This window comes from Hafnia paralvei ATCC 29927 (genome assembly GCF_001655005.1).
GTDB lineage: Bacteria > Pseudomonadota > Gammaproteobacteria > Enterobacterales > Enterobacteriaceae > Hafnia > Hafnia paralvei.
The window spans coordinates 56612-79346 of record NZ_LXET01000008.1 but is presented as its reverse complement, the minus strand read 5'-3'; the positions used below and the strand labels follow the sequence as shown (position 1 = coordinate 79346).

The 22735-nt window shown below is 48.2% G+C and carries 21 protein-coding genes; 10 read left to right on the top strand and 11 right to left on the bottom strand.

The features are described 5' to 3' along the window. Nucleotides 1-199 precede the first annotated feature (199 nt). Complete coding sequence (gene gmhB / locus M988_RS03055; protein WP_064572785.1) at nt 200-763, bottom strand: D-glycero-beta-D-manno-heptose 1,7-bisphosphate 7-phosphatase; 564 nt, start codon at nt 761-763, stop codon at nt 200-202. A 191-nt stretch (nt 764-954) separates the two neighbouring features. Here gmhB and metN point away from each other — a divergent pair, with 191 nt between their 5' ends. The 6 genes from metN to proS all read left to right on the top strand — a co-directional run bounded on the left by metN (nt 955) and on the right by proS (nt 6634). Continuing rightward, on the top strand, nt 955-1986 hold the full coding sequence (metN, locus tag M988_RS03050; RefSeq protein ID WP_008815175.1) for a methionine ABC transporter ATP-binding protein MetN: 1032 nt from the start codon (nt 955-957) through the stop codon (nt 1984-1986). Continuing rightward, nucleotides 1979-2632, top strand: coding sequence for a methionine ABC transporter permease MetI (locus M988_RS03045; RefSeq protein WP_004091338.1), 654 nt, complete (start codon nt 1979-1981; stop codon nt 2630-2632). The genes metN and M988_RS03045 overlap by 8 nt, the downstream gene beginning before the upstream one ends. A 109-nt stretch (nt 2633-2741) precedes the next feature. Then, nucleotides 2742-3557, top strand: coding sequence for a MetQ/NlpA family lipoprotein (locus M988_RS03040; protein WP_004091337.1), 816 nt, complete (start codon nt 2742-2744; stop codon nt 3555-3557). 113 nt (nt 3558-3670) lie between these two features. Beyond that, nucleotides 3671-4090, top strand: a complete 420-nt coding sequence (rcsF, locus tag M988_RS03035; protein WP_004091334.1) for an Rcs stress response system protein RcsF — start codon at nt 3671-3673, stop codon at nt 4088-4090. Next, the gene (tsaA, locus tag M988_RS03030; RefSeq protein ID WP_061059563.1) at nt 4087-4794 is read left to right on the top strand and encodes a tRNA (N6-threonylcarbamoyladenosine(37)-N6)-methyltransferase TrmO; all 708 of its coding nucleotides are present in this window, start codon (nt 4087-4089) and stop codon (nt 4792-4794) included. The genes rcsF and tsaA overlap by 4 nt, the downstream gene beginning before the upstream one ends. A 121-nt stretch (nt 4795-4915) precedes the next feature. After that, the gene (gene proS, locus M988_RS03025; RefSeq protein WP_008815177.1) at nt 4916-6634 is read left to right on the top strand and encodes a proline--tRNA ligase; all 1719 of its coding nucleotides are present in this window, start codon (nt 4916-4918) and stop codon (nt 6632-6634) included. 79 nt (nt 6635-6713) lie between these two features. On the opposite strand, the gene creA is transcribed toward proS, so the two are convergent. Beyond that, nucleotides 6714-7223, bottom strand: coding sequence for a protein CreA (gene creA / locus M988_RS03020; protein ID WP_008815178.1), 510 nt, complete (start codon nt 7221-7223; stop codon nt 6714-6716). Nucleotides 7224-7434: 211 nt separating this feature from the next. Here creA and robA point away from each other — a divergent pair, with 211 nt between their 5' ends. Beyond that, nucleotides 7435-8313: an MDR efflux pump AcrAB transcriptional activator RobA gene (gene robA / locus M988_RS03015; RefSeq protein ID WP_004091330.1), complete on the top strand. Its 879-nt coding sequence runs from the start codon at nt 7435-7437 to the stop codon at nt 8311-8313. On the opposite strand, the gene gpmB is transcribed toward robA, so the two are convergent. Continuing rightward, the gene (gene gpmB, locus M988_RS03010) at nt 8310-8957 is read right to left on the bottom strand and encodes a 2,3-diphosphoglycerate-dependent phosphoglycerate mutase GpmB (RefSeq protein WP_004091329.1); all 648 of its coding nucleotides are present in this window, start codon (nt 8955-8957) and stop codon (nt 8310-8312) included. The two genes, robA and gpmB, sit on opposite strands and share 4 nt — an antisense overlap. 52 nt (nt 8958-9009) lie before the next feature. Here gpmB and yjjX point away from each other — a divergent pair, with 52 nt between their 5' ends. Beyond that, nucleotides 9010-9543, top strand: a complete 534-nt coding sequence (yjjX, locus tag M988_RS03005; RefSeq protein ID WP_061059561.1) for an inosine/xanthosine triphosphatase — start codon at nt 9010-9012, stop codon at nt 9541-9543. A 67-nt stretch (nt 9544-9610) separates the two neighbouring features. Here yjjX and trpR read toward each other — a convergent pair whose 3' ends face one another. From trpR to cspE, 3 genes are all read right to left on the bottom strand, one after another. After that, nucleotides 9611-9937 (bottom strand): trp operon repressor, encoded by a 327-nt coding sequence (gene trpR, locus M988_RS03000; protein ID WP_004091325.1) that lies wholly within the window; start codon nt 9935-9937, stop codon nt 9611-9613. A gap of 94 nt (nt 9938-10031) precedes the next feature. Continuing rightward, the gene (gene sltY, locus M988_RS02995) at nt 10032-11960 is read right to left on the bottom strand and encodes a murein transglycosylase (RefSeq protein WP_039184905.1); all 1929 of its coding nucleotides are present in this window, start codon (nt 11958-11960) and stop codon (nt 10032-10034) included. Nucleotides 11961-12221: 261 nt separating this feature from the next. After that, nucleotides 12222-12434 carry a transcription antiterminator/RNA stability regulator CspE gene (cspE, locus tag M988_RS02990; protein WP_004091319.1) on the bottom strand — a complete coding sequence of 71 codons (213 nt, stop codon included), beginning with the start codon at nt 12432-12434 and terminating at the stop codon, nt 12222-12224. Between the two features lie 564 nt (nt 12435-12998). On the opposite strand from cspE, the gene ettA reads away from it, so the two are divergent. Further along, a complete protein-coding gene (gene ettA, locus M988_RS02985) occupies nt 12999-14666 on the top strand; it encodes an energy-dependent translational throttle protein EttA (protein WP_008815182.1) in 1668 nt (555 codons plus the stop codon). Between the two features lie 67 nt (nt 14667-14733). Here ettA and M988_RS02980 read toward each other — a convergent pair whose 3' ends face one another. Next, on the bottom strand, nt 14734-15636 hold the full coding sequence (locus M988_RS02980) for a LysR family transcriptional regulator (protein WP_008815183.1): 903 nt from the start codon (nt 15634-15636) through the stop codon (nt 14734-14736). 122 nt (nt 15637-15758) lie between these two features. Between M988_RS02980 and M988_RS02975 the strand changes: the two genes are divergently transcribed. After that, complete coding sequence (locus tag M988_RS02975; protein WP_064572782.1) at nt 15759-16760, top strand: zinc-binding alcohol dehydrogenase family protein; 1002 nt, start codon at nt 15759-15761, stop codon at nt 16758-16760. Between the two features lie 44 nt (nt 16761-16804). Here the strand turns inward: M988_RS02975 and M988_RS02970 are convergent, their stop codons facing one another. The 4 genes from M988_RS02970 to radA form a co-directional block, all read right to left on the bottom strand. Then, complete coding sequence (locus M988_RS02970) at nt 16805-17662, bottom strand: DUF2950 domain-containing protein (RefSeq protein ID WP_020303538.1); 858 nt, start codon at nt 17660-17662, stop codon at nt 16805-16807. Nucleotides 17663-17678: 16 nt separating this feature from the next. After that, a complete protein-coding gene (locus M988_RS02965) occupies nt 17679-19472 on the bottom strand; it encodes a DUF3300 domain-containing protein (RefSeq protein WP_064572780.1) in 1794 nt (597 codons plus the stop codon). Between the two features lie 527 nt (nt 19473-19999). After that, entirely contained in the window at nt 20000-21241 is a 1242-nt protein-coding gene (gene nadR, locus M988_RS02960) for a multifunctional transcriptional regulator/nicotinamide-nucleotide adenylyltransferase/ribosylnicotinamide kinase NadR (protein WP_008815187.1), read from the bottom strand. Nucleotides 21242-21333: 92 nt separating this feature from the next. Next, nucleotides 21334-22716: a DNA repair protein RadA gene (gene radA, locus M988_RS02955; RefSeq protein ID WP_008815188.1), complete on the bottom strand. Its 1383-nt coding sequence runs from the start codon at nt 22714-22716 to the stop codon at nt 21334-21336. Nucleotides 22717-22735 lie beyond the last annotated feature (19 nt).

Genomic DNA, 22735 nt, shown 5'->3' with positions numbered 1-22735 from the left:
AAGGTGGCGTATAATACGCTTTCCTCTTTCAGAGTCAACCCATAATTTCAGGATTTTTTCTCTGTCGAACTTCGGAGAGGATGTGAAGTGATTCACATGTTCCGTGTCGATGGAGGCGCATTATAGGGAGTTCTCGCAGGCTGACAACCCCTAATTTAACTTTTTTTTCTATTTGGCTCATTTTCAGCCATATCGAGCACTAAAACCGCTGTTTTATCACTTTTGGCAAATCTGCAAGGCTATTAATCACAAAATCAGCCTTAGATTCTGCTTCTGGTGTGACTGGCTTCCCCGTGCGAACTAAAATTTTAGTCGCCACTCCTGCAGCTTCACCCGCGAGCAAATCCTCAATTTTGTCGCCTACTATATAGGAAGCGCTCATATCGATATTTAGCTCTTCTTGAGCAGACAGCAGCATGCCTGGCTGTGGTTTGCGGCAATCGCACGCCTGACGGAATTCTTCTACCGTCCCTTCCGGATGATGTGGGCAATAGTAGACGCCGTCTAAATCAACGTCGCGATCGGCCAGTGACCAATCCATCCATTCGGTAAGATGCATGAACTGATCCTCGGTAAACATACCGCGAGCAATGCCTGATTGATTCGTGACCAAAACCAAGGCGAAGCCCATCTTTTTCAGTTCAGCCATTGCGTCAATTACGCCGTCTATAAACTGGAAGTTATCGCTTTCATGAACATATCCGTGATCGACATTAATCGTGCCATCACGATCTAAAAAAATTGCAGGAACAAGCTGGGCCACAGATATTCACTCCTTATGGCGTTAGTTGCTGCTAAGTATCGCATGATTTGCGCTAAAGAGAGAGCATCTAACTCACTCGACTTCTGTTGACTTAGACGTCTAGACGCCTTAACATCCAGTTCAATACTTTGGACCTTCCCAAAGTTTGCTTTTTATCTGCCACGGGCAATACCAAAAGTAAAAATATAAAAATGATTAAACTTACAAATATCACCAAAGTTTTTCAGCAGGGGCAGCGCCAAATTAAAGCGCTATCAGACGTGTCACTGCACGTCCCTGCCGGACAAATATATGGCGTCATCGGTTCTTCCGGTGCCGGTAAAAGTACGCTTATCCGCTGCGTGAATCTGCTGGAACGTCCAACCAGCGGCACAGTCCTCGTTGGCGATCAGGATATGACAGCACTTTCTGAAAGCGCATTGACCAAGGCTCGTCGCCAGATTGGCATGATCTTCCAGCACTTTAATCTTCTTTCATCTCGTACTGTTGCAGGAAACATTGCCCTGCCTCTGGAGCTCGATAATACGCCACGCGACGAGATAACACGTCGCGTCAGCGAATTACTGGATCTGGTTGGTTTAAGTGATAAAAAAGACGCTTATCCTGCAAATTTGTCGGGGGGACAAAAGCAACGTGTCGCTATCGCTCGCGCCTTAGCCAGTAACCCACAAGTATTGTTGTGTGACGAAGCAACTAGCGCGCTCGACCCTGCGACAACGCGTTCTATATTAGAACTACTAAAAGATATTAACCGTCGCCTAGGCTTAACAATTCTATTAATCACCCATGAGATGGACGTGGTGAAACGTATCTGCGATCAAGTTGCCGTAATTAGTGATGGCCAATTGATTGAGCAAGGTACCGTGGGTGAAGTGTTCTCACATCCTAAGACCCCACTGGCACAGCAGTTCATTCACTCAACGCTGCATTTGGATATTCCAGACGATTTCGCAGCACGCATGACGCCAGATCGTAAACCGGATACTCAGCCGTTATTGCGTTTGGAATTCACTGGGCAATCCGTGGATGCACCACTGATCTCTCAAGCAGTGCGTCGCTTCAATGTAGATATCAGTATATTAAGCTCTCAAATGGATTATGCCGGCGGTGTAAAATTCGGCGTTATGTTGGCAGAACTGCACGGAGATGATGCTGACGCGTTATCTGCTATTGAATTTTTCAAGAATCATCAAGTGAAAGTAGAGGTACTGGGTTATGTCTGAGGCAATGATGTGGTTGATGGGCCGAGGCATTTGGGAAACCGTCGTCATGACCTTTGTATCTGGCTTCTTTGGCTTTGTTATCGGTCTGCCCGTGGGCGTACTTCTTTATATTACGCGTCCGGGTCAGATCTGGGAAAATGCCAAGCTATATAGCCTTCTTTCCGCATTGGTTAATATTTTCCGTTCCATTCCATTCATTATCTTACTGGTTTGGATGATTCCGTTCACTCGTATCATCGTTGGAACGTCTATCGGTTTGCAAGCAGCATTGGTTCCCTTAACCGTTGGCGCGGCTCCGTTCATCGCGCGTATGGTTGAAAATGCGTTGTTAGAAATTCCAACAGGCCTAATTGAAGCCTCGCGAGCCATGGGCGCAACGCCGATGCAGATTATTAGCAAAATTCTGCTGCCTGAAGCATTACCTGGGCTAGTTAACGCTGCAACCATCACACTGATTACCCTAGTCGGCTATTCAGCGATGGGCGGTGCCGTAGGAGCCGGTGGTTTAGGACAGATTGGTTATCAGTATGGTTATATCGGATATGACGCAACCGTGATGAATACGGTATTGGTATTGTTAGTCATTTTAGTGTATCTGATCCAATTTAGTGGCGATCGTATCGTTAAAGCGGTTAGTCACAAATAAAGCAGTCCTAATAATAAAAACGGCGCTTGCTATGCCGCGCCATACGATGTTTCAAAAACAACGTCTCAAAAACAATGTCTCAAGAACAAGTCAAAAGAAGGATACGGGTATGTCACTAAAGTTTAAGTCGATTGCTGTCGTTGGCGCACTTCTGGGTTCTCTGGCGCTGGCGGGCTGTGGTCAGGAAGAAAAAGATCCAAACCATATTAAAGTGGGCGTTATTGTCGGTGCAGAACAGCAGGTTGCTGAGGTTGCGCAGAAAGTTGCCAAAGACAAATATGGCCTTGATGTAGAGCTGGTTACCTTTAACGATTACGTTTTGCCAAACGAAGCACTGAGTAAAGGTGATATCGACGCGAATGCTTTCCAACATAAACCTTATCTGGATCAGCAGATCAAAGATCGTGGCTACAAACTGGTTCCAGTTGGCAGCACCTTCGTTTACCCAATCGCGGGCTATTCAAAGAAAATCAAATCTCTGAGCGAGCTGCAGGACGGTTCCCAGGTCGCATTACCAAACGACCCAACTAACCTTGGCCGTTCTCTGCTGCTGCTGCAAAAAGTGGGCTTGATAAAGCTGAAAGATGGTATCGGCTTACTGCCAACCGTGCTAGATGTAACCGAGAATCCGAAGAAGCTGAAATTGGTCGAGTTGGAAGCTCCACAACTGCCACGCTCTCTGGATGACGCTCAAATCGCACTGGCCGTTATTAATACGACCTATGCTAGCCAGATTGGGCTGACTCCAGCAAAAGATGGTATTTTTGTCGAAGATAAAGATTCTCCATACGTAAACCTGATCGTTGCCCGTGAGGACAACAAAGATGCGGAAAACGTGAAGAAATTTGTTCAAGCGTATCAGTCCGATGAAGTCTACGAAGCCGCAAACAAAATCTTTAACGGCGGCGCAGTTAAAGGCTGGTAATTGCTCTACTCAATATATCGAGTAATATCTTCAAGACGGGCTTATGCCCGTCTTGTCATTTCTGTCATACCTTGATTCAATAGCAACCTCTTTATAAAAATCAGGAAATATTTATGCGCGCATTACCTTTATGCTTGCTCGCTGCCTCCTTGGCTTTGTCCGGCTGCTCTTTGCTGCACACAAAATCAGAAACTAAGACACCCGTTGAACCTGTGAAAACACAGACGAATACAACCAAAACGACAAAAACCACTCAGCAACGAGCTCGTCCAGTCAAAGTCTATGAAAATGCAGAAGACTTGGTCGGCAAACCTTTTCGTGATTTAGGGGAAGTGACCGGCAGCGTTTGTCAGGCCACAGCTCAAGACGCTGCACCTAATTTGGCAACCGCGCGTAAACGCATGCAAATAAAAGCATCGACGATGAAAGCAAACGCCGTGCTACTGCATCAATGCGAAATCGTGACAGACACACCGAGTTGCTACCAGCAAGCGGTATGTAAAGGTTCCGCGTTAAACGTTTCTCAGCAATGAGTCAGTTTTCTTTCAATACTATCGGGCTGATTCGATCGCCCTATAAAGAAAAGTTCGCGATTCCACGTCAGCCAGGACTGGTTGAAGACGGCGGTGGCGAACTGGAGCTTATCGCACCTTATAATCAGCCAGAGTCGGTGCGCGGATTAGAGGAATTCAGCCATCTGTGGATCATGTTTGTTTTCCATCAAACAATGGACGGTGGCTGGCGTCCAACGGTTAGGCCACCTCGTTTAGGTGGAAATATGCGGATGGGTGTATTTGCTACGCGTTCAACCTTCCGCCCTAATCCTATTGGCATGTCTTTGGTCGAACTGAAATCAGTTGAAACTCAAGGCAGTAAGGTTTGTTTGAAACTAGGCAGTCTTGATTTGGTCGACGGTACACCGGTTATTGATATCAAACCTTATCTACCGTTTGCAGAAAGTCAGCCACAGGCGCGTGGTGGTTTTGCTCAAAATGCACCACTGGCAGATATGTGCGTCGTTTTCTCTGACGTTGCCCAACAGCAAATCCTGCAGCAGCGTTCGCGTTATCCCCATTTAGAGCGATTTATTCGGCAAGTGTTGGCTCAAGATCCACGCCCAGCTTATCGAAAAGGTGAGAATGAAGAACGCGTTTATGCCGTTCATCTGCTGGATTTTAACGTGCGTTGGCAGGTAAAAGATGGCATAACCGAGGTAATAGACCTGAATTCGGTCTAGATTTTCACGCCCTTCTCTTTTGACAACCCGCCGTCACTGATAAACTAAGCCACTTTTCTTTATTTTGGCCGCCTTATCCCGACGGTCTGATACATACTGCGTTCTAACGGAACATATACACATGCGTACAAGCCAATACTTGCTCTCCACTCTGAAGGAGACTCCAGCCGACGCCGAAGTTATCAGTCATCAACTGATGCTACGTGCCGGAATGATCCGTAAACTCGCCTCCGGTCTGTATACCTGGATGCCTACCGGTCTGCGTGTTCTGAAAAAAGTTGAAAACATCGTCCGTGAAGAGATGAACAACGCCGGCGCAATCGAAGTTTCCATGCCCGTGGTTCAACCGGCGGATCTGTGGCAGGAAAGTGGTCGTTGGGAACAGTATGGTCCAGAGCTGCTGCGCTTTGTCGATCGCGGAGAACGTCCATTTGTATTAGGCCCAACTCACGAAGAAGTGATCACCGATATGGTGCGTAACGAGATCAGCTCTTATAAACAGCTGCCGTTAAATTTCTTCCAGATCCAGACAAAATTCCGCGATGAAGTTCGCCCACGTTTCGGCGTGATGCGTTCACGTGAGTTCGTGATGAAAGATGCATACTCTTTCCACACGTCTCAGGAATCTCTACAGGAAACCTACGACAAGATGTTTGCTGCCTACAGCAAAATCTTTAGTCGCATGGATTTGGATTTCCGCCCAGTGCAAGCCGATACCGGCTCTATCGGCGGCAACGCTTCTCACGAATTCCAAGTTCTGGCACAAAGCGGTGAAGATGACGTCGTGTTCTCCAGCGAGTCTGATTTCGCAGCAAACATTGAGCTGGCCGAGGCCGTAGCACCTAAGGGTGAACGCGCTGCGCCAACAGAAGAGCTGCGTATTGTTGATACCCCTAATGCCAAAACTATTGCGGAACTGACTGAGCAATTCAATCTGCCAATTGAGAAAACGGTCAAAACTCTGCTGGTTCATGCAACTAAAGAGAGCGGCCACACACTGGTTGCCCTGTTGGTTCGCGGCGATCACGAACTCAACGAAGTAAAAGCAGAAAAACTGGAGATGGTTGCCAGCCCACTGACGTTTGCAACGGAAGCTGAAATTCGCACAGTCGTAAACGCAGGACCAGGCTCTCTAGGACCTATCAACATGGCCGTTCCTGTTGTTGCCGATCGTACTGTCGCCATGATGAGCGATTTCGGCGCAGGTGCAAATATCGACGGAAAACACTACTTTGGTATCAACTGGGAACGCGATTTGCCATTACCCCTAGTAGCAGATATCCGTAACGTGGTTGAAGGCGATCCAAGCCCAGATGGCAAGGGTACACTGCTTATCAAACGCGGGATTGAAGTCGGGCATATTTTCCAATTAGGTACAAAATATACCGAAGCACTCAAAGCTACCGTACAGGGTGAAGATGGTCGTAACCAGCTTATGACGATGGGTTGTTACGGGATCGGGGTGACTCGCGTGGTTGCAGCCGCGATTGAGCAAAACCATGACGAACGCGGCATCATCTGGCCTGACGCTATTGCACCGTTCCAAGTGGCTATCCTGCCAATGAACATGCATAAATCTTTCCGCGTGAAAGATCTGGCGGAGTCGCTGTACAACAGCCTGCGCTCTAAAGGTATCGACGTCATCATGGATGACCGTAAAGAGCGCCCAGGCGTGATGTTTGCCGATATGGAACTGATTGGTGTACCTCACACCGTTGTTATCGGCGACCGCAACCTTGATAGCGATGAGATTGAATATAAAAACCGCCGCAACGGTGAAAAGCAAATGATTAAAACCGGCGAAATCGAAGATTTCCTGCTGGCTCAAATCAAACGCTAAGATATCTCTTTCAGTAAACACAAAGGCCGACAGCAATGTCGGCCTTTTTTGTAATAGTGTTTTTCAGTTTGACACTATTTCACTGAGCTGCAGGTGCTGCAGATACGCTGGTTTCAGGCGTTGCCCACGGCATAATTGGCACCGCACTGATCGCATTTTTTGGCGAACCATCTACAACTTTGTCAGAGTAAGTCAGATAAACCAATGCGTTACGAGCTGGATCATAAAAGCGAACTACCTGTAGCTTTTTAAAGACGAGGGATGTCCGCTTACGAAATACCACTTCTCCGTCAGATTTTTTGTTCTTAATCTTCTCGCTTATCGCTATCGGCCCCACCTGCTGACAGGAGATTGCGGCATCAGCAGTATCTTCAGCCAGCCCTAAACCACCTTTAATTCCTCCAGTTTTCGCTCGGCTGATATAGCACGTGACGTTTTTAATATCAGGGTCATCAAATGCCTCTACCACGATTTTGTGGTCTGGCCCCAAAATTTTAAATACCGTATCAACTGAGCCAATCTGCTCAGCATGAGCGGATGTAAAGGCCGCAGCGACGGAGAAACATATGCCTACAAAATATTTGTTCACCTAAGTACCTCTGATACTTATAATCACGATAGTTATTAATATTACGAACTTAATTGCACAACGTATAAATTATATAAATTTTACATTACAGCTCACGTCTGCATAGCACTCTTTGCACTGAAAAAACCTTAATATAAGTCTAAGGCCAAAAAAATTGCTATCATGCCGCTCAGTTGCTATTTAAGTTCATTACTGCTTTTGAGGATGCTCTATGGATCAGGCCAGTATTATTCGTGACCTGTTAAGTTGGTTGGAAGGACATTTGGACCAACCTTTATCGCTCGATAACGTTGCAGCCAAAGCGGGATATTCTAAATGGCACCTGCAACGGATGTTTAAAGAAGTGACCGGACAGGCAATAGGCGCCTACATTCGCGCCCGCCGTTTATCTAAGGCCGCTGTCGCGCTACGCCTAACGAGCCGCCCCATTCTGGATATTGCGCTACAGTACCGTTTTGACTCACAGCAAACATTCACCAGAGCCTTTAAAAAGCAATTTAACCAAACCCCTGCACTGTATCGCCGTGCGGAAGATTGGCACGCTTACGGTATGTGCCCGCCAATTCGTCTGGGATTGAGCAATTTGGTTCAACCTGAGTTTATTACGCTACCAAGTACATCGCTGGTTGGTATCACTCAATGTTATACCTGCACACTAGAACAAATCAGCAAAGTGCGTACCGAATTACGTAGCCAGTTTTGGCATGATTTCCTGCATGATGTGAAAAATCTGCCACCGGTGCTTTATGGCCTGCATCATTCTCGTGCCAGTCTAGAAAAAGATGACGAGCAGGAAGTGCTGTATACCACTGCGCTTGAAATTCAGCACCTACCGCCAGATGTCACCAAGGAAGTGCAATCCATCACGCTGCTGGGTGGAGAATATGCACAATTCTGTTATAACGGCCCAGCGGAAGGATTTCAGGACTTTATCCTAGGTCTCTATGGCACTACGCTGCCAACGCTGAATCTGGTGCGTCGCAAAGGCTACGATATCGAACGTTTCCACCCACAGGCAGATTCCTCGCAGCGTCCGCCTCAACACATCTGCTGCGAGTATCTTATTCCGATTCGTCGCGAAGAAGATTAACGCTGAATCTCATCAAGCGCAGGTCTATCCAAATGATGGATATCACCTGCGCTTTCAACCACCCATCCCGGCGCTAACCACGGACTTTGCTGGTAATCCACCCGAGATAAAGAACAGTTACGTAGACGCAAACGTCGCTCGGCGTACGGAGGCAATCCCAAGATCGTGCCCAATAATGCCCCTAACGCAATACCATGGCTCACTAACGCTGGCTGACTTCCTGCAGGGAGATCAAGACAGCTATTGAGTGCCGCACGCATACGTGTTGCCAACTCAGCCATACTCTCCCCCTCAGGAATACGCGCATCAGGCGTACCATCAACCATCTGCTTACGCCATTTCTCTTCTTCAGGAGTGAGTGAATCCAGTAAGCGCTCCTCTAATACGCCCATATGCAACTCACGCAAACGTGAGTCGAGAATCAGCTCGCATCCGCAGGCTTCAGCAATAGCTAGCCCCGTTTGACGCGTTCTTCCCAAATCACTCGCAATCACATGCGTGATCCCCATTTGGCTTAGGCGGGCAGCAACCTGGCGCGCCTGAAGTTCTCCTAACTCGGTTAATGGGCTATTGGATTGTCCTTGAATCCGGCGTTCTGCGTTCCACTCGGTTTCACCGTGGCGAATAAGATATACCTGTGTCATGTACTTTTTCCGTATACTGCGAGAAATGCGCTAAAAGGAAGCTAGAAATCATATGTACCATGTTGTAGCTGCAACTACCAACCCTGCAAAAATTAAGGCTATTTCTCTGGCGTTCGACGATGTTTTTGGTCATGACCAGTATCGCATTGAAGGCGTTGAAGTTGATAGTGGAGTGCCCGAACAACCCATCGGAAATCATGAAACGCGAACCGGCTCACGCCATCGAGTCATGTGCGCACGCCAGGTTTGCCCCGAAGCCGATTTTTGGGTCGGTATTGAGGCCGGTATTGAAGAAAACATGACCTTCGCGTGGATGACGATTGAAAATCACCACATGCGTGGTGAATCACGTTCTGCGAGTCTGATGCTACCCGAAGTTATCCTGAAGGGAATTGCCGAAGGCCGCGCCTTAGGCAGTGAAATGAAAGGAATTACCGGAGTGAGTGATATCGGTCGCCGTGAAGGTGCCATCGGCGTATTCACCAATGGTATTCTGACACGAACTAGCGTCTATCATCAGGCGTTAGTGCTCGCGCTGGTGCCCTTCCATAATGAAATTTTCCAGCAGAACTGCGTGAAAAAATAATTACGTACGCAGATGCTTGTGAACATTTAACGATGACACTCTAGGGTGCCATCGTTGTTCCTAGGCTTTATTTATCAGAAAGCAGTTGCTGTTCCAGCCACGCTTTCAAGTCTGCGGGGGCCGTTTTCAAGCTATTGGAACCACGCGTAATAGTAGCAATACCGGCTCCAAGCTGACTTTTAAGCTCACGCTGGCTGATTTCACCTTTCATCAATTCTTCAATGATTCGCACCCGCGTCGCCAACGCCGTTCTTTCATCTGGCGTCAAAAATAGCTGAAGCATAGGGCCTTGTAAATCTTCGGCAAACGCCTGCCTTAACAATTCAACAAAGCGTTGCCAGTCATCATTTTCTTGTGCGCTGAGCGCAGGATCGGTCAGGGATCGGTTTGTCATGATTAGCTGCCGTACTCTTGGTGAGAAAATACTCATTAACTAGTACGGCAGCATACCACAAAGTTTGCGCAGTCAAAGCGGCCTAACACAGAAATCAGTAACGGCGCTCCCACTCTGCGTCAGTTAAGATTTTGGTTGGGCGCTTCATGAAGTAGCGATAGTAAGCATCATAGGCCAAAACATTCTTCACATAGCCACGGGTTTCAGAAAAAGGAATGCTCTCAATAAAAGCAACGGCATCAACGCGTCCCCCAGTATTTCCAAGCCAAGTATTCACGCGCGACGGACCCGCGTTATACGCTGCGCTAGATAAGATTCGGTTACGCCCCAAACTTTGATACACATATTCTAGATAGCTAGTACCGATCTGGATATTTGTCACCGGATCCAGTAACTGGCTACTATTCATATAATTGCTCAGATTAAACATCTGCGCGGTATGCTCGGCGGTTTTTGGCATCACCTGCATGAGCCCGCTAGCCCCCACCGGCGACTGAGCCTTAGGATTCCAAGCACTTTCCTGACGAGCAATTGCCATGGCATAAGATTGAGAAATACCTTTATCTTCCGTAGCCTGACGGAACTGCTGCGGCCACGCCATTGGGAAACGCTCTTCTAAATGATCCCAAAGCTTCGCAGTGATCGTTGCCTGAACGCTCAGATCCGCCCAATTTTGTTCATAGGCGTAGCGAGCCAGCGCAGCCTGATCCTGTTTCGATTTACTGCTCACGAGTGAAACCCATTCGCTGCGAGCCGTATTGTCCATATTCCAATACATCAATTCACGAATACGATCGATCGCAGGGTCTTTCGTCAACGCCGCTGTCGGTTTATTCGCAACCTCAACCTGGAGTGGATAAGTAATCCCCAGTTTTTGCGCTGCAACCATTGGGTAAAAGCCGCGTTGCTGTGTTAGCGCACGTAAGATACTTTCACCTTCGCTACGCTTTCCATCCTCAATCATCACCGTGGCATTCCAATAACGCCATTCATCTTTATCGCGCACGTCTTGCGGCAATAACGCCAGCCAAGTTCGGATTTCCTTCTTATTACCGTTACCCAAGGCCAAACGTACGCGCCGTTCGATCAACGAAGCGCTATTGCTATTTTTGATAACGTTATCGCGCCATTGAATATCTTCGGTCGTTGCATCGTTACCCATTAATCGCCACGCAATGCTGTCTTCCATGGCCTGTCGCTGCTTAGCATCAATCTTCTGCAGGCGAACCAGCGTTGGTAACATTGCTCGGGCTGAGTCTGCATCCTGACGCGCTAAACTCGAGAAAGCAATTTCAGTGGCATCACGGGTAAAATCGGTTGGACCAACATTACGCGCAAAAGCTTCAACATTACGCGGATCGGCTTGTAGACTCGCTAGCGCATCGCCCATCGTTTTATAATCCGCCGGCAATTGCTTAGCTAAGAAACTCACTAAGCCGTTATTACCTTTCTTGAGCGCCAAACGCATTCGCTCAAGAACAGTCAGTGGAGTCTGATCGCCAGACGCTTTCCAAGCATCAAACAGCTTGTCACAGTTTGTTGGCAAAGACTGTCCACTCAGCCAGATATCACGCGCCCCATCCCATGCCGTCTTCTGATGTCCCGTTGCATATTGGGCATAGTAGTAGTTACAACGCGCGGCAATTGGCTTAGGTGGTTGAGGGCTAAACACGAGTAGCCCAGTCCAATCTTGACGACGTGAGAGTTCGTTAACATAGCGAGCTGGCAGCGATTTTGCTGGAGGCAGCGTTGGGTTGCGGGCGATAAAATCTTTAATCTCTATCGTCGTAGCCTGACCAAGATCCTGTGTCAGTTGGCGGTATTCAAGATAGGGGTAGAGAGGATAATCACGCAGCGTTGGCATTAGCTGATTAACCGTCATCATCTGGTTGCTATCCCAGGCCTGTTTCACCTGTAAGTAACGCTGACGCTGAGCATCCAAAGAGTCAGCAAAACTGCTCCCGGACACAGCGACTAAACATAAACCAATACCCCAAGCACGCCAATTGTCCGCCATGACCATCTCACCTTTCCTCGCGTTAAAACAATACTACTCATAGACAGCGATTTTAGCAGAGCATTCCCTCAGCCCCTGTCTTTCTTCACAACTTTTACTTTCAGCCTGTCGAGTACCAACATAAACAACCAATGCTGCAAAACAAAGCAGTCGTGAATTTTAGGCATAAAAAAACCCGCTCAAGGCGGGTTTTTTTCGTTTTAGTATTCTTTAACTGCTCAGGTCTATACCGTCATCGCTATCGTAAACAATACTAAACTATTGAGATTACAGAGCGACTACGTTAGCTGCTGCTGGGCCTTTAGCGCCATTCTCGATAGTGAACTCAACTGACTGACCTTCGTCCAGGGATTTGTAGCTATCGCTCTGGATTGCAGAGAAATGTACGAATACATCTTTGCTGCCGTCAGCAGGAGAAATGAAGCCGAAACCTTTATCAGCGTTGAACCATTTTACTAAACCAGTCATTTTATTAGACATTAGATACTTCCTTTCAATTTTTTAAGCCACATTATTGCAGCGAACGAGGTTCGTCGTCAGAGCTAGCTTATGGGGGCACTTAGGAGGAGACTCACGAGAAGAAGAGGTATCTAAGGATAACGCTTGAACTGAGGACTGCTTTACTAAAACTGCTTTCACATAAGGTCTGTGTTCCAAACCGATGACGCTATTTACTCATGCCTAAGGTTTATAAGCAACACCTATTTTCTAATCATCTCGAATAACCCGCAGTGATTTCATGGGTAAATCCTGTGCTGACGCGGCCTGTAGGAAAGAAAATTCTTATCTATTTATTTCTCACTCGAGAGAAATAAACCTGATATTCGGCATAAATGATGGGCGCTGCCTCTACAATTTAAGCGGAAAACGCCGGCATGATGCGACGATGGCTGGGATAAAATGCCAAAACGGGCTAAACTCCGCCTTCATAAAATGCCCTGTCGCGCCAATGACAGAATGTCATTTAAATGCTTATGCCCCGCCTGTGTCCCATGAAAGCATGAGGCAGAGGTAAAACCCTTATAAATCAAGGAGTATATAGCCGTGGCTCAATACGTCTATACTATGCACCGCGTCGGCAAGATCGTTCCGCCGAAGCGTCACATTTTGAAGGACATTTCTCTTAGTTTCTTCCCTGGCGCCAAAATCGGCGTTCTGGGTTTGAACGGTGCAGGTAAATCGACCCTGCTACGCATCATGGCGGGTATTGATACTGAAATCGAAGGTGAAGCTCGCCCTCAGCCTGGGATCAAAATCGGCTACCTGCCACAGGAGCCAAAACTCAATCCAGAACAAACGGTTCGTGAAGCCGTTGAAGAAGCCGTTGGCGAAGTAAAACGCGCACTGACCCGTCTGGATGAAGTGTATGCGCTGTATGCCGATCCTGACGCAGACTTCGACAAACTGGCGAAAGAACAGGGTGAACTGGAAGCCATTATCCAGTCCCACGACGGACATAATCTGGATAACCAACTAGAGCGCGCCGCCGATGCGCTGCGTCTACCTGCATGGGATGCACAGATTGCTAATCTGTCCGGTGGTGAACGTCGTCGCGTTGCGATTTGCCGTCTGCTGCTGGAAAAACCAGACATGCTGCTGCTTGACGAACCCACTAACCACTTAGACGCAGAATCTGTGGCATGGCTGGAACGCTTCCTGCACGACTATGAAGGAACCGTTGTGGCAATTACCCATGACCGTTACTTCCTCGATAACGTTGCAGGCTGGATCCTCGAACTTGACCGTGGTGAAGGTATTCCATGGGAAGGTAACTACTCTTCTTGGCTGGAACAAAAAGATCAGCGCTTGGCACAAGAAGCTTCTGCCGAAGCCGCTCGCCGCAAATCCATTGAGAAAGAACTGGAATGGGTGCGTCAGGGTGCCAAAGGCCGCCAATCTAAAGGTAAAGCACGTTTGGCTCGCTTTGAAGAACTCAACAACGTTGAGTATCAAAAGCGTAACGAAACCAGCGAATTGTTCATTCCACCTGGACCTCGTTTGGGCGATAAAGTGCTGGAAGTGCAGAATTTGTCTAAATCCTACGGCGATCGCCTGCTGATTGAAGATCTGTCATTCTCACTGCCAAAAGGCGCGATCGTCGGCATTATCGGTCCGAACGGTGCAGGTAAATCGACCCTGTTCCGCATGATTTCTGGGAAAGAGCAGCCAGATTCAGGCACTATCGATCTGGGTGAAACCGTGGTGCTGGCCTCTGTCGATCAGTTCCGTGACAGCATGGATGACAAGAAAACCGTTTGGGAAGAAGTTTCCAACGGTCAAGACATTATGCGTATCGGTAACTTTGAAATGCCAAGCCGCGCCTACGTTGGGCGCTTTAACTTCAAAGGCGTCGATCAGGGTAAACGCGTAGGTGAGTTGTCTGGTGGTGAACGTGGCCGTTTACATCTGGCCAAATTGTTACAGGTTGGCGGCAACATGTTGCTGCTCGACGAACCCACCAACGACCTCGACATTGAAACCCTGCGCGCACTGGAAAACGCCTTGCTGGAGTTCCCTGGTTGCGCAATGGTCATTTCCCATGACCGCTGGTTCCTAGACCGTATTGCAACCCACATTCTGGATTATCAGGATGAAGGTAAGGTTGAATTCTTCGAAGGTAACTTCACTGAATATGAAGAGTACAAAAAACGTACTCTGGGTGCTGAAGCCCTTGAACCACATCGCATCAAATATAAGAAAATGACTAAATAGTTATTTTTAATGCAAAAGGCTCCCAGCGGGAGCCTTTTTCTATTCCGTTCAATCGTTTTATTGTCTATTAACGGAGTGCCTGATTGTATTCAGCAAAAGAAGCATGGTTGAGAGCCATTTCAATAAAGCGATCCAGCGCAGGGGAATTCAGTTTTCGGCTAGGATAAACAAGATACAGCTCATTTCCCTCAGCTTCCCACTGAGGTAGTACTCTGACTAAACGTCCCTGCTCCACCAGCTCCTGCGATAAAAATGCGGGCAGAAGCGTAATCCCTGCACCGGCCAGAACACACTCGCGCACATACAGTAAATTATCAGCAGCATGATCCATCGGCAGTTCCCAGCGATAGAACTCACCGCCGCGCTGCAATACCCATTCATGCCACGCACGATGGGCAATACACTGGTGTCGCTCTAGCTGCTTTGGATGCTCCAACTCTGGATGTTGAGCAAGATAGGAGGGAGAGGCCAATAAATAGCGCGGTGAATACCCCAAGCGGCGTCCCACCAGCGAAGAGTCCTGAGGTTTCCCCGTGCGTAATGCAACGTCAAATCCTTCCTGAACTAAATCGCGCATGACATCTGAAATGAAGATTTCCAAACTCACTTCTGGGTAGCTTAAGCGAAAATCGCTACATACATGAGCCAATAGCGTAGCGCCAATCCCAGCAGGAGCAGTAATTCGAAGGCGTCCGCTCGGATTATCCTTCAAACGTTGTAAGCTCAGATCGGCACGTTCGGCCGCCTGAATCATCTCTCGACAATGCACTAAATAGCGCTCTCCGGCAAACGTGAGATTTAATTGCCTCGTCGTTCGATTTAGCAAACGTAGACCAAGCTGTTGCTCTAAATTGCTCACCCTCTGACTCACGCTAGACTTGGGCAACCCCGCGCGCAGTGCTGCCGACGTAAAGCTCCCACACTCGACCACCAGCGCAAATAAGGCCATGTCCTGTAATTGATTAAACATTCCACCCCATTGTTCGTTAAATCAGAACACTTAGTTAGTGATTGTCCATCTTATCATCAAGGTTCAGCTCATCTACACTGATTTCATGCAATGCAATCCTGCACCTACATCGGAGTTTCAGCATGACTATTACCGCAATCGCAGTAAATCCCGCCAGCCCACAAGAATTTACCGTCATCCATCCGCAAATATCAGCGCCAACGGATTACGATTTGCTGGTTGAGGTCAAAGCCGTTTCCATCAACCCAGTGGATACCAAAGTTCGTGCCAATCTCATTAAAAACGGGCTAGAACAGCCACGCATTCTAGGATGGGACGCCAGCGGCGTCGTGACCTCTGTAGGCAGTAAAGTCAGCGGATTTAGCATTGGGGATGAAGTGTGGTATGCCGGTGACATCACTCGTCCCGGTAGCAATAGCACCCAACAGCTTATCGACTCACGCATCGTGTCGCGCAAGCCTAAAAGTATGAACTGGGCGCAGGCTGCCGCAATGCCACTCACCACGCTCACCGCTTGGGAAGGTTTATTTGAACGCTTGGAAGTTCAAGACGCCGATGCGGATAAAACGCTCTTGATCATCGGCGGTGCAGGCGGCGTGGGATCGCTCGCCATTTCGCTGGCTGCACTGAATAGCAAAGTGAAGGTTATCGCCACGGCTTCAAATAAATCCTCGGCTCAATGGTGTTTAGAACGCGGAGCCGATCTCACCGTAGATTGGCATGATTTAAAAAGTGGTCTGGCTGAGCACAATATCAAGCAGGTTGATTACATTTTCTGCCTTAACGACACTGATGGACACTGGGCGGCAATCAGCGATCTCATCGCCCCACAGGGGCAAATTTGTACCATCGTGGAAAACAGCCACCCATTAGATCAGTCGGCACTAAAAATGAAAAGCGCCGCTCTGCACTGGGAATTCATGTATACCCGCAGTATGTTCAATACGCCGGATATTGCCGAACAGGGCAAAATCCTGCATCAGGTCGCGGTATTGGTTGATGAAGGTAAGCTACAGGGAACTCTCAGCGATACGCTGCAGGGTTTTTCTATCGAAAATCTGGAAAAAGCCCATAACAAAGTTGCCGAAGGACGCATGCGCGGCAAGATGGTGATTGAATTTTAATGATTTCGCTCCCAGCCTCCCCGTCAAGGGGAGGCTTTTATGCATTAATGAGACTGAACGACCTGCCAATTTTTATCAGGATCGAACAGGCTGATTTTGCGCGCCAACGCGTCGCTATCAATACCTAAATCTCGCTGATATACCACGCCATCCTGATTCACCATAAAACTCATTATTCCACTGTGGCCATACGCTACCGGCCATGCCAGCATCGCAAAACCTTTAGTCATCTTTCCGTTATCCAGATAGCTAAGCTCACCGCCTTTAGCCGAAGCCCCTTGCGCAGAGAGAATACGATAATAATAGCCATGATAATCGGTACCAGGATGATCCTGTCCAAAGGCAGGACCTAACGGACTAGGCGCCTCCCCCTCCTTCACTGGCCAGTACAAGCCATCTTTTTTTCCATCACTGCTGATAATCTTCTGTGCATACTGATTCATACCGTGCGCCCAATACTCTTTCTGCGCATCCACAAAGGCAGACATCGCACCAATGGCCGAAAGCTCATTACGACCGATATGGCGAGTATCGATCTCATCAGCCGCTTTTTGCATATCAAAGGACCAACCGTTGTGAATTTTTACCATCGGTAAAGGCAGTTGCCAGTTATTATCACCGACATTGAGATAAGCGGAATCACCTTGTTGTTCAATATGATGAGATACCTGCCAATCGCGAAGAAAACGATCTACCGCAGTTTGCTCCACGCTGTCTTCGGGCAGATATTGGCGCCAGTCATCCCCGAGAATATTTTTTAACGCTTCACTATCATTATCGGCGATAGCTTTCACAAGAGCCTGCGCGGCCTGCTCTGGCTGTTCGAACACCTGTTGCGCTAGTGCCGATAGGGGCAGAGCTAGCATGCTCGCCGCAATCAGGAAATACCTTATTTTGCTCATCATAATTCCTCGTAAACTAGCGACGATGCAGCGGCAAATTATTGGGCTCAGGTAACGGGCGCGACGGTGCATGATGGGGCGGAGCACTATTCATCCGTTGGAGACTCTGATTACCGCGCTCTTGCTGTTGATGCCAATTCGGAGCACTGCTCGCGTTACCACTGAACAGATTCGCGTGTTGCTGTTGATTAAATTGGTTTACCGTTTGCGGGTTATTATGCTGCTGGAAGCCATTCTGCTGGCTATGATTCTGCGCCGCGCTAAAATGTGTCTCCCCCATTTGATTGCTATGGGCGGGCCGTTGCTCCCCAGAATTTTTGGCTGCTACAGGATGTTGATTCACCGATGGATTCACGGATGGATGTATTGATTGACGTGCTGGGGCCGATGGTTGGGCTCGTTCGTGCAAAACAGACTCTGCATTATGCCGACGCTGATCGGGTTGGTTAGCCGTCGCTACACCTGACGAATGATGCTGAGTTTGTTGATTGAAAACCGCCGCCGCATTTTGTCTCTGCCCGTCCGTTCCCGTCATATGAGTCGTACCATTATCAAAGCCGCGCAGGTTATCACGCTGGGCAATGGCCTTCAGATTCTGGCTTGCAGGTGAGTGAGTCTGACCGGATAAAACCGACGGGTTTCCGTCTTGAGTATGCAGTGAACTAAGATCGACTTTTTTGGCCGAGCTGCCCCCCACGTTGGCCTGAGTCGCTCCGGAGATAAACTTCTGCGAAGTGGCTGGGTCATGGTATGGCACCCCTCCCCGATAGGCAGGATTATGTTGCCACTGCGTTGCACCACCGATATTTCCCCCGGTGATATGGTTATAGTTGTTGACGTTGATATTCACATGGCTGTTATTGACGTAGTTATTGCCTTGATGATAATTCCCCCCGCCATGGTAATCATCGTGATGCCCATCATCATGATGATCGTCATGGTGATGATCGTCGTCGTGGTGGTGATCGTCATGATGGTCATCATCCCAATCCAGACTGCTGAACAAGGCATAGGTCGTCGCGACACCAATACCAAACCCGATTCCTGAAACTAGGCTATTGGTAAACACTTCTCCCGGAGGCGGTGGCAAATAAACAGGCGGATAGGCAGGCGTAGCCCAAGTGCCATACACCACATTAGGATTATAACTGGGTACATAAACAACCTGAGGATTGGTTGGCTGAATGATGATGGTCTGCGGTTGCGATTCAACCACGGTCGTCGATTTACTCGCGCTATGACCACTCACCGTATTTTTGGCCGGTTGGACAATCACCTTTTGCTGCGCATTAGAGGTCAGCGATCCATTTTTCTGCGCTGCCTGCCTCAGCTTTTGTACCGTGTTCATCACATCATCTGGCTGAGCTAAAAACGCATCGCCCAGATTTTGTACCCATTCAGGATTTTCCCCCATGAGCGCAAGCAACTGCGGCAACGCGACCAATGACTTAACGCTAGGATCCCACGGCTGATTCGCGACTAACTTAACGGCAGAATCCCCCTGAGCCTTAGGGTTATCACGTGACCACTGCACGGCCTGCACCACGTTAGAGGGATAGGTAGATGCCATCAGGATCTGCGCTAAAACCGGATCGGGATACAACGCGATAGGCGCCACGAGCTGATCGAGCTGTGGCTGAGTGAATGTTTTGACCGCGGGCGCGACTGGCGGCGTCTCCGGCTGAGTTTCTGCGGCCTTTGGCTGTTGCCAGCTAATGTATCCATTTTTCACCAAAACCGTACCCGCAACCGCAACAACGCCAATGCCGCAAAGCAGTGCAATCATTGACGGTTTAAATGACATACTCATTCTAACTCTCCCAGAAACCAACGCACTGAGTACATGGTGATGCGACTAATCATAGTGCACACCCAATACAGCAAATTAATTCAACAGCGATGAAGCGGTAAAATAAGAGAATGGACTAAAATCTCTATGACATATCACTATGACAATGCACAGATAAATTAGTTAGCTTAGTAGGCAACAGCAGAGAATCGATGGTTCGCCAATACTCAGGCAATGTAGAATCAGAGAAAATACACTCATTATTTGTATGGATAAAAAGAGTTGAATAAAAAATTCTGTTATATCAATACATAAGAAAGCTTACTGAAAAATAATTAATAATGAAGAGTAAAAAAAACGACAGAAAAGATTTATATAAAAAATAACTCCGCAATTATCATTCTAAAATCACATAATAAATATGATAGAAATACATACTTAATAACATTAAGTCACATAATTTAGGCTGAGTAAGTGTTTTTTTGCCTATTTTCGACGCTGAAAATGAATAGACAATTAGCTCTTCTATTCACTTTCAGCTGAAATTTTTAAGCCTGATCCGTGTTCTCACCCAACATCTGCTTAACCAATTCGACGCAGCGCAGGAAGCGTTCATCATAGTCGGAGGATTCAACACGAACAAATTCCATATTATTCTTTCGCAGCATTTGCTCTAACAGTTCCTGAAATTCTCGGCGTTCCGCAGAGCTTCCCAAACTACGCAATCCATCCGCAACCCACGGCGTATTGTTCTCCAGCAGAATAATGAGATCGAAACGGTATTCATCAATCAACGCCTGAACAAACGGATGCTCGCGCCCTTCATATTTTTTGCAGAATGCCTGCGTAGTCACAAAATCAGTATCAATAAACGCCACTTTGTTGGCATATTTTACTGCAAAATCAATATACTGAGCGTGTCCTAGTGCAATTTTATCGTAGTCAGAATACTGCAGAGCCATCTCATCACCACCGAGGTGTGAAAAGACATAGTCGCGACCATATTCCCACGCACTGGTGGTATTGAAAATGTTCGCCAACTTATTCACCAGTGTCGATTTTCCACTAGATTCCCCTCCAAGAATTGCCACAGTACGCACGAAGAAAGGCTTCACTTCGGTGGGGATGTATTCCCAATATCTAAACGGATCGTGACGGATCTGCCCACCACTGATATTCATAAACGAACGCTCGGGATCAATCAGCATCGTCTCCATACCAAAGAATTCGTGATAAACCGGCGCATCTTGGCTGTCACCGGAATAGATCACGCTCGGCGTAATCCCGTTTTCAGTCATAAACGCTTTCATCCCATCGCTCCACACCTTCCATCCGTGTGGATAGGGTTCTATGCCCTGCTCGTCAAAGGAATGAATGCGAATATTCTTTTGATATTTGAATGTCTGTAACAACCAACGCAGGCGATCGCTCACGGTCGGCTGTTGTGACATCGCGCTGTTTTCGAACAGGTCGCGGTCACGAGGCTCATCGTGGCATAAAATCACATGCAGTTCGTCGACCTGACTGCAAGCACGTTGGATTAAATAAATGTGTCCCGTATGCAAGGGGTAGAATTTACCAAAAACCACGCCAACGCTCTTGGCTTTTCTTGGAAATTCAATATCTAGGAAGCGGTGAATAGCCTCAAGCTTTTGCGCACTCGGGCTTTTGATCTTTTCATTCAGCAGCTGGCTAAGGTAGCCCTTGGTCATTCCGCTGGCATCAGCCACCTGCTGTAATGTGCAGCCTTTTTGCTTAATGGCGGTCTTTAGATAATCAAACTGCGACATTCACGCCTCCTCACGTTTAGTTAACTAAACAAAAGTAGCATGAATGCCGCGATTATACGCGAGATAATTCGCGCGCTAGGACGGGTAAAGCCTTATAAATCTTGCAGCACATCTAATGCGTCAGAGAGCTTTTTCACCCCAAAGACCTGCATATTTGGCAACGGCTTTTTCGGCATATTCGCATGAGGAACAATAGCGCGCTTAAATCCATGCTTTGCAGCCTCGGAAATTCGTTCCTGACCACTGGTGACTGGGCGTACTTCTCCCGCCAATCCAACCTCACCAAACACCACCAAATCTTGCGGTAATGGGCGATCGCGCAGGCTAGAAACCAGTGACATCAATAGCGCCAAATCGGCTCCAGTTTCCGTCACCTTAACGCCTCCAACGACGTTGACAAACACGTCCTGATCCGCCATCTGCAAGCCGCCGTGGCGATGCAAAACCGCAAGTAAAATGGCTAAACGATTTTGTTCCAATCCAACCGCTACGCGGCGCGGATTTGACATCATCGACGTATCCACCAGCGCTTGAATTTCGACCAGTAGCGGGCGCGTTCCTTCCCAAACCACCATCACTGAACTCCCCGAAGTAATCTCTTCACCACGGCTCAAGAAAATCGCAGAAGGATTGCTAACTTCGCGCAGCCCTTGCTCAGTCATGGCAAACACGCCTAATTCATTCACCGCGCCAAAACGGTTCTTGTGACTACGCAGGGTACGGAAACGAGAATCCGCATCGCCATCCAGCAACACGGAACAGTCGATACAGTGTTCTAAAACTTTCGGGCCTGCCAGTGAACCATCTTTAGTCACGTGCCCAACCATCACGATAGCAACACCGCGAGTCTTAGCAAAACGAGTCAAATAAGCCGCCGTTTCACGAACTTGCGCCACACTGCCCGGCGATGACTGGATATCGGCCATATGCATAACCTGAATCGAATCAATCACCATCAGCTTTGGTTGCTCTTGTTCGGCGATCAGGCAAATCTGCTCGATGCTGGTTTCTGATAACATATTCAGCCCATCGGTAGGCAGCCCTAAACGGTGGGCTCGCATCGCGACCTGCTGGAGAGACTCCTCCCCCGTTACGTACAGGGTTTTCATCTGCTGTGAGAGCTTGCACAATGTTTGCAGCAACAGAGTACTTTTCCCCGCGCCGGGATTCCCACCGATAAGAATCGCACTGCCTGGCACCACACCGCCCCCCAAGACTCGGTCAAACTCGGCGAATCCGGTTGAAAAGCGCGGCAATGCTTCAAGACTGATTTCAGACAGTTTCTGTACTTTGCTAACGCCTGCGTCACCCGCATAACCAGACAACCGCTCCGCACGCGCCACAGCAGGAGAAGCCGCCAAGCGGACTTCAGTAATGCTATTCCACGCCTGACAGGCACTGCACTGCCCTTGCCAACGCGGATAATCCGCACCACATTCGTTGCAGACAAAGGCTCGTTTGATTGCTTTCGCCACGAAGACTCCTAGAACGGTG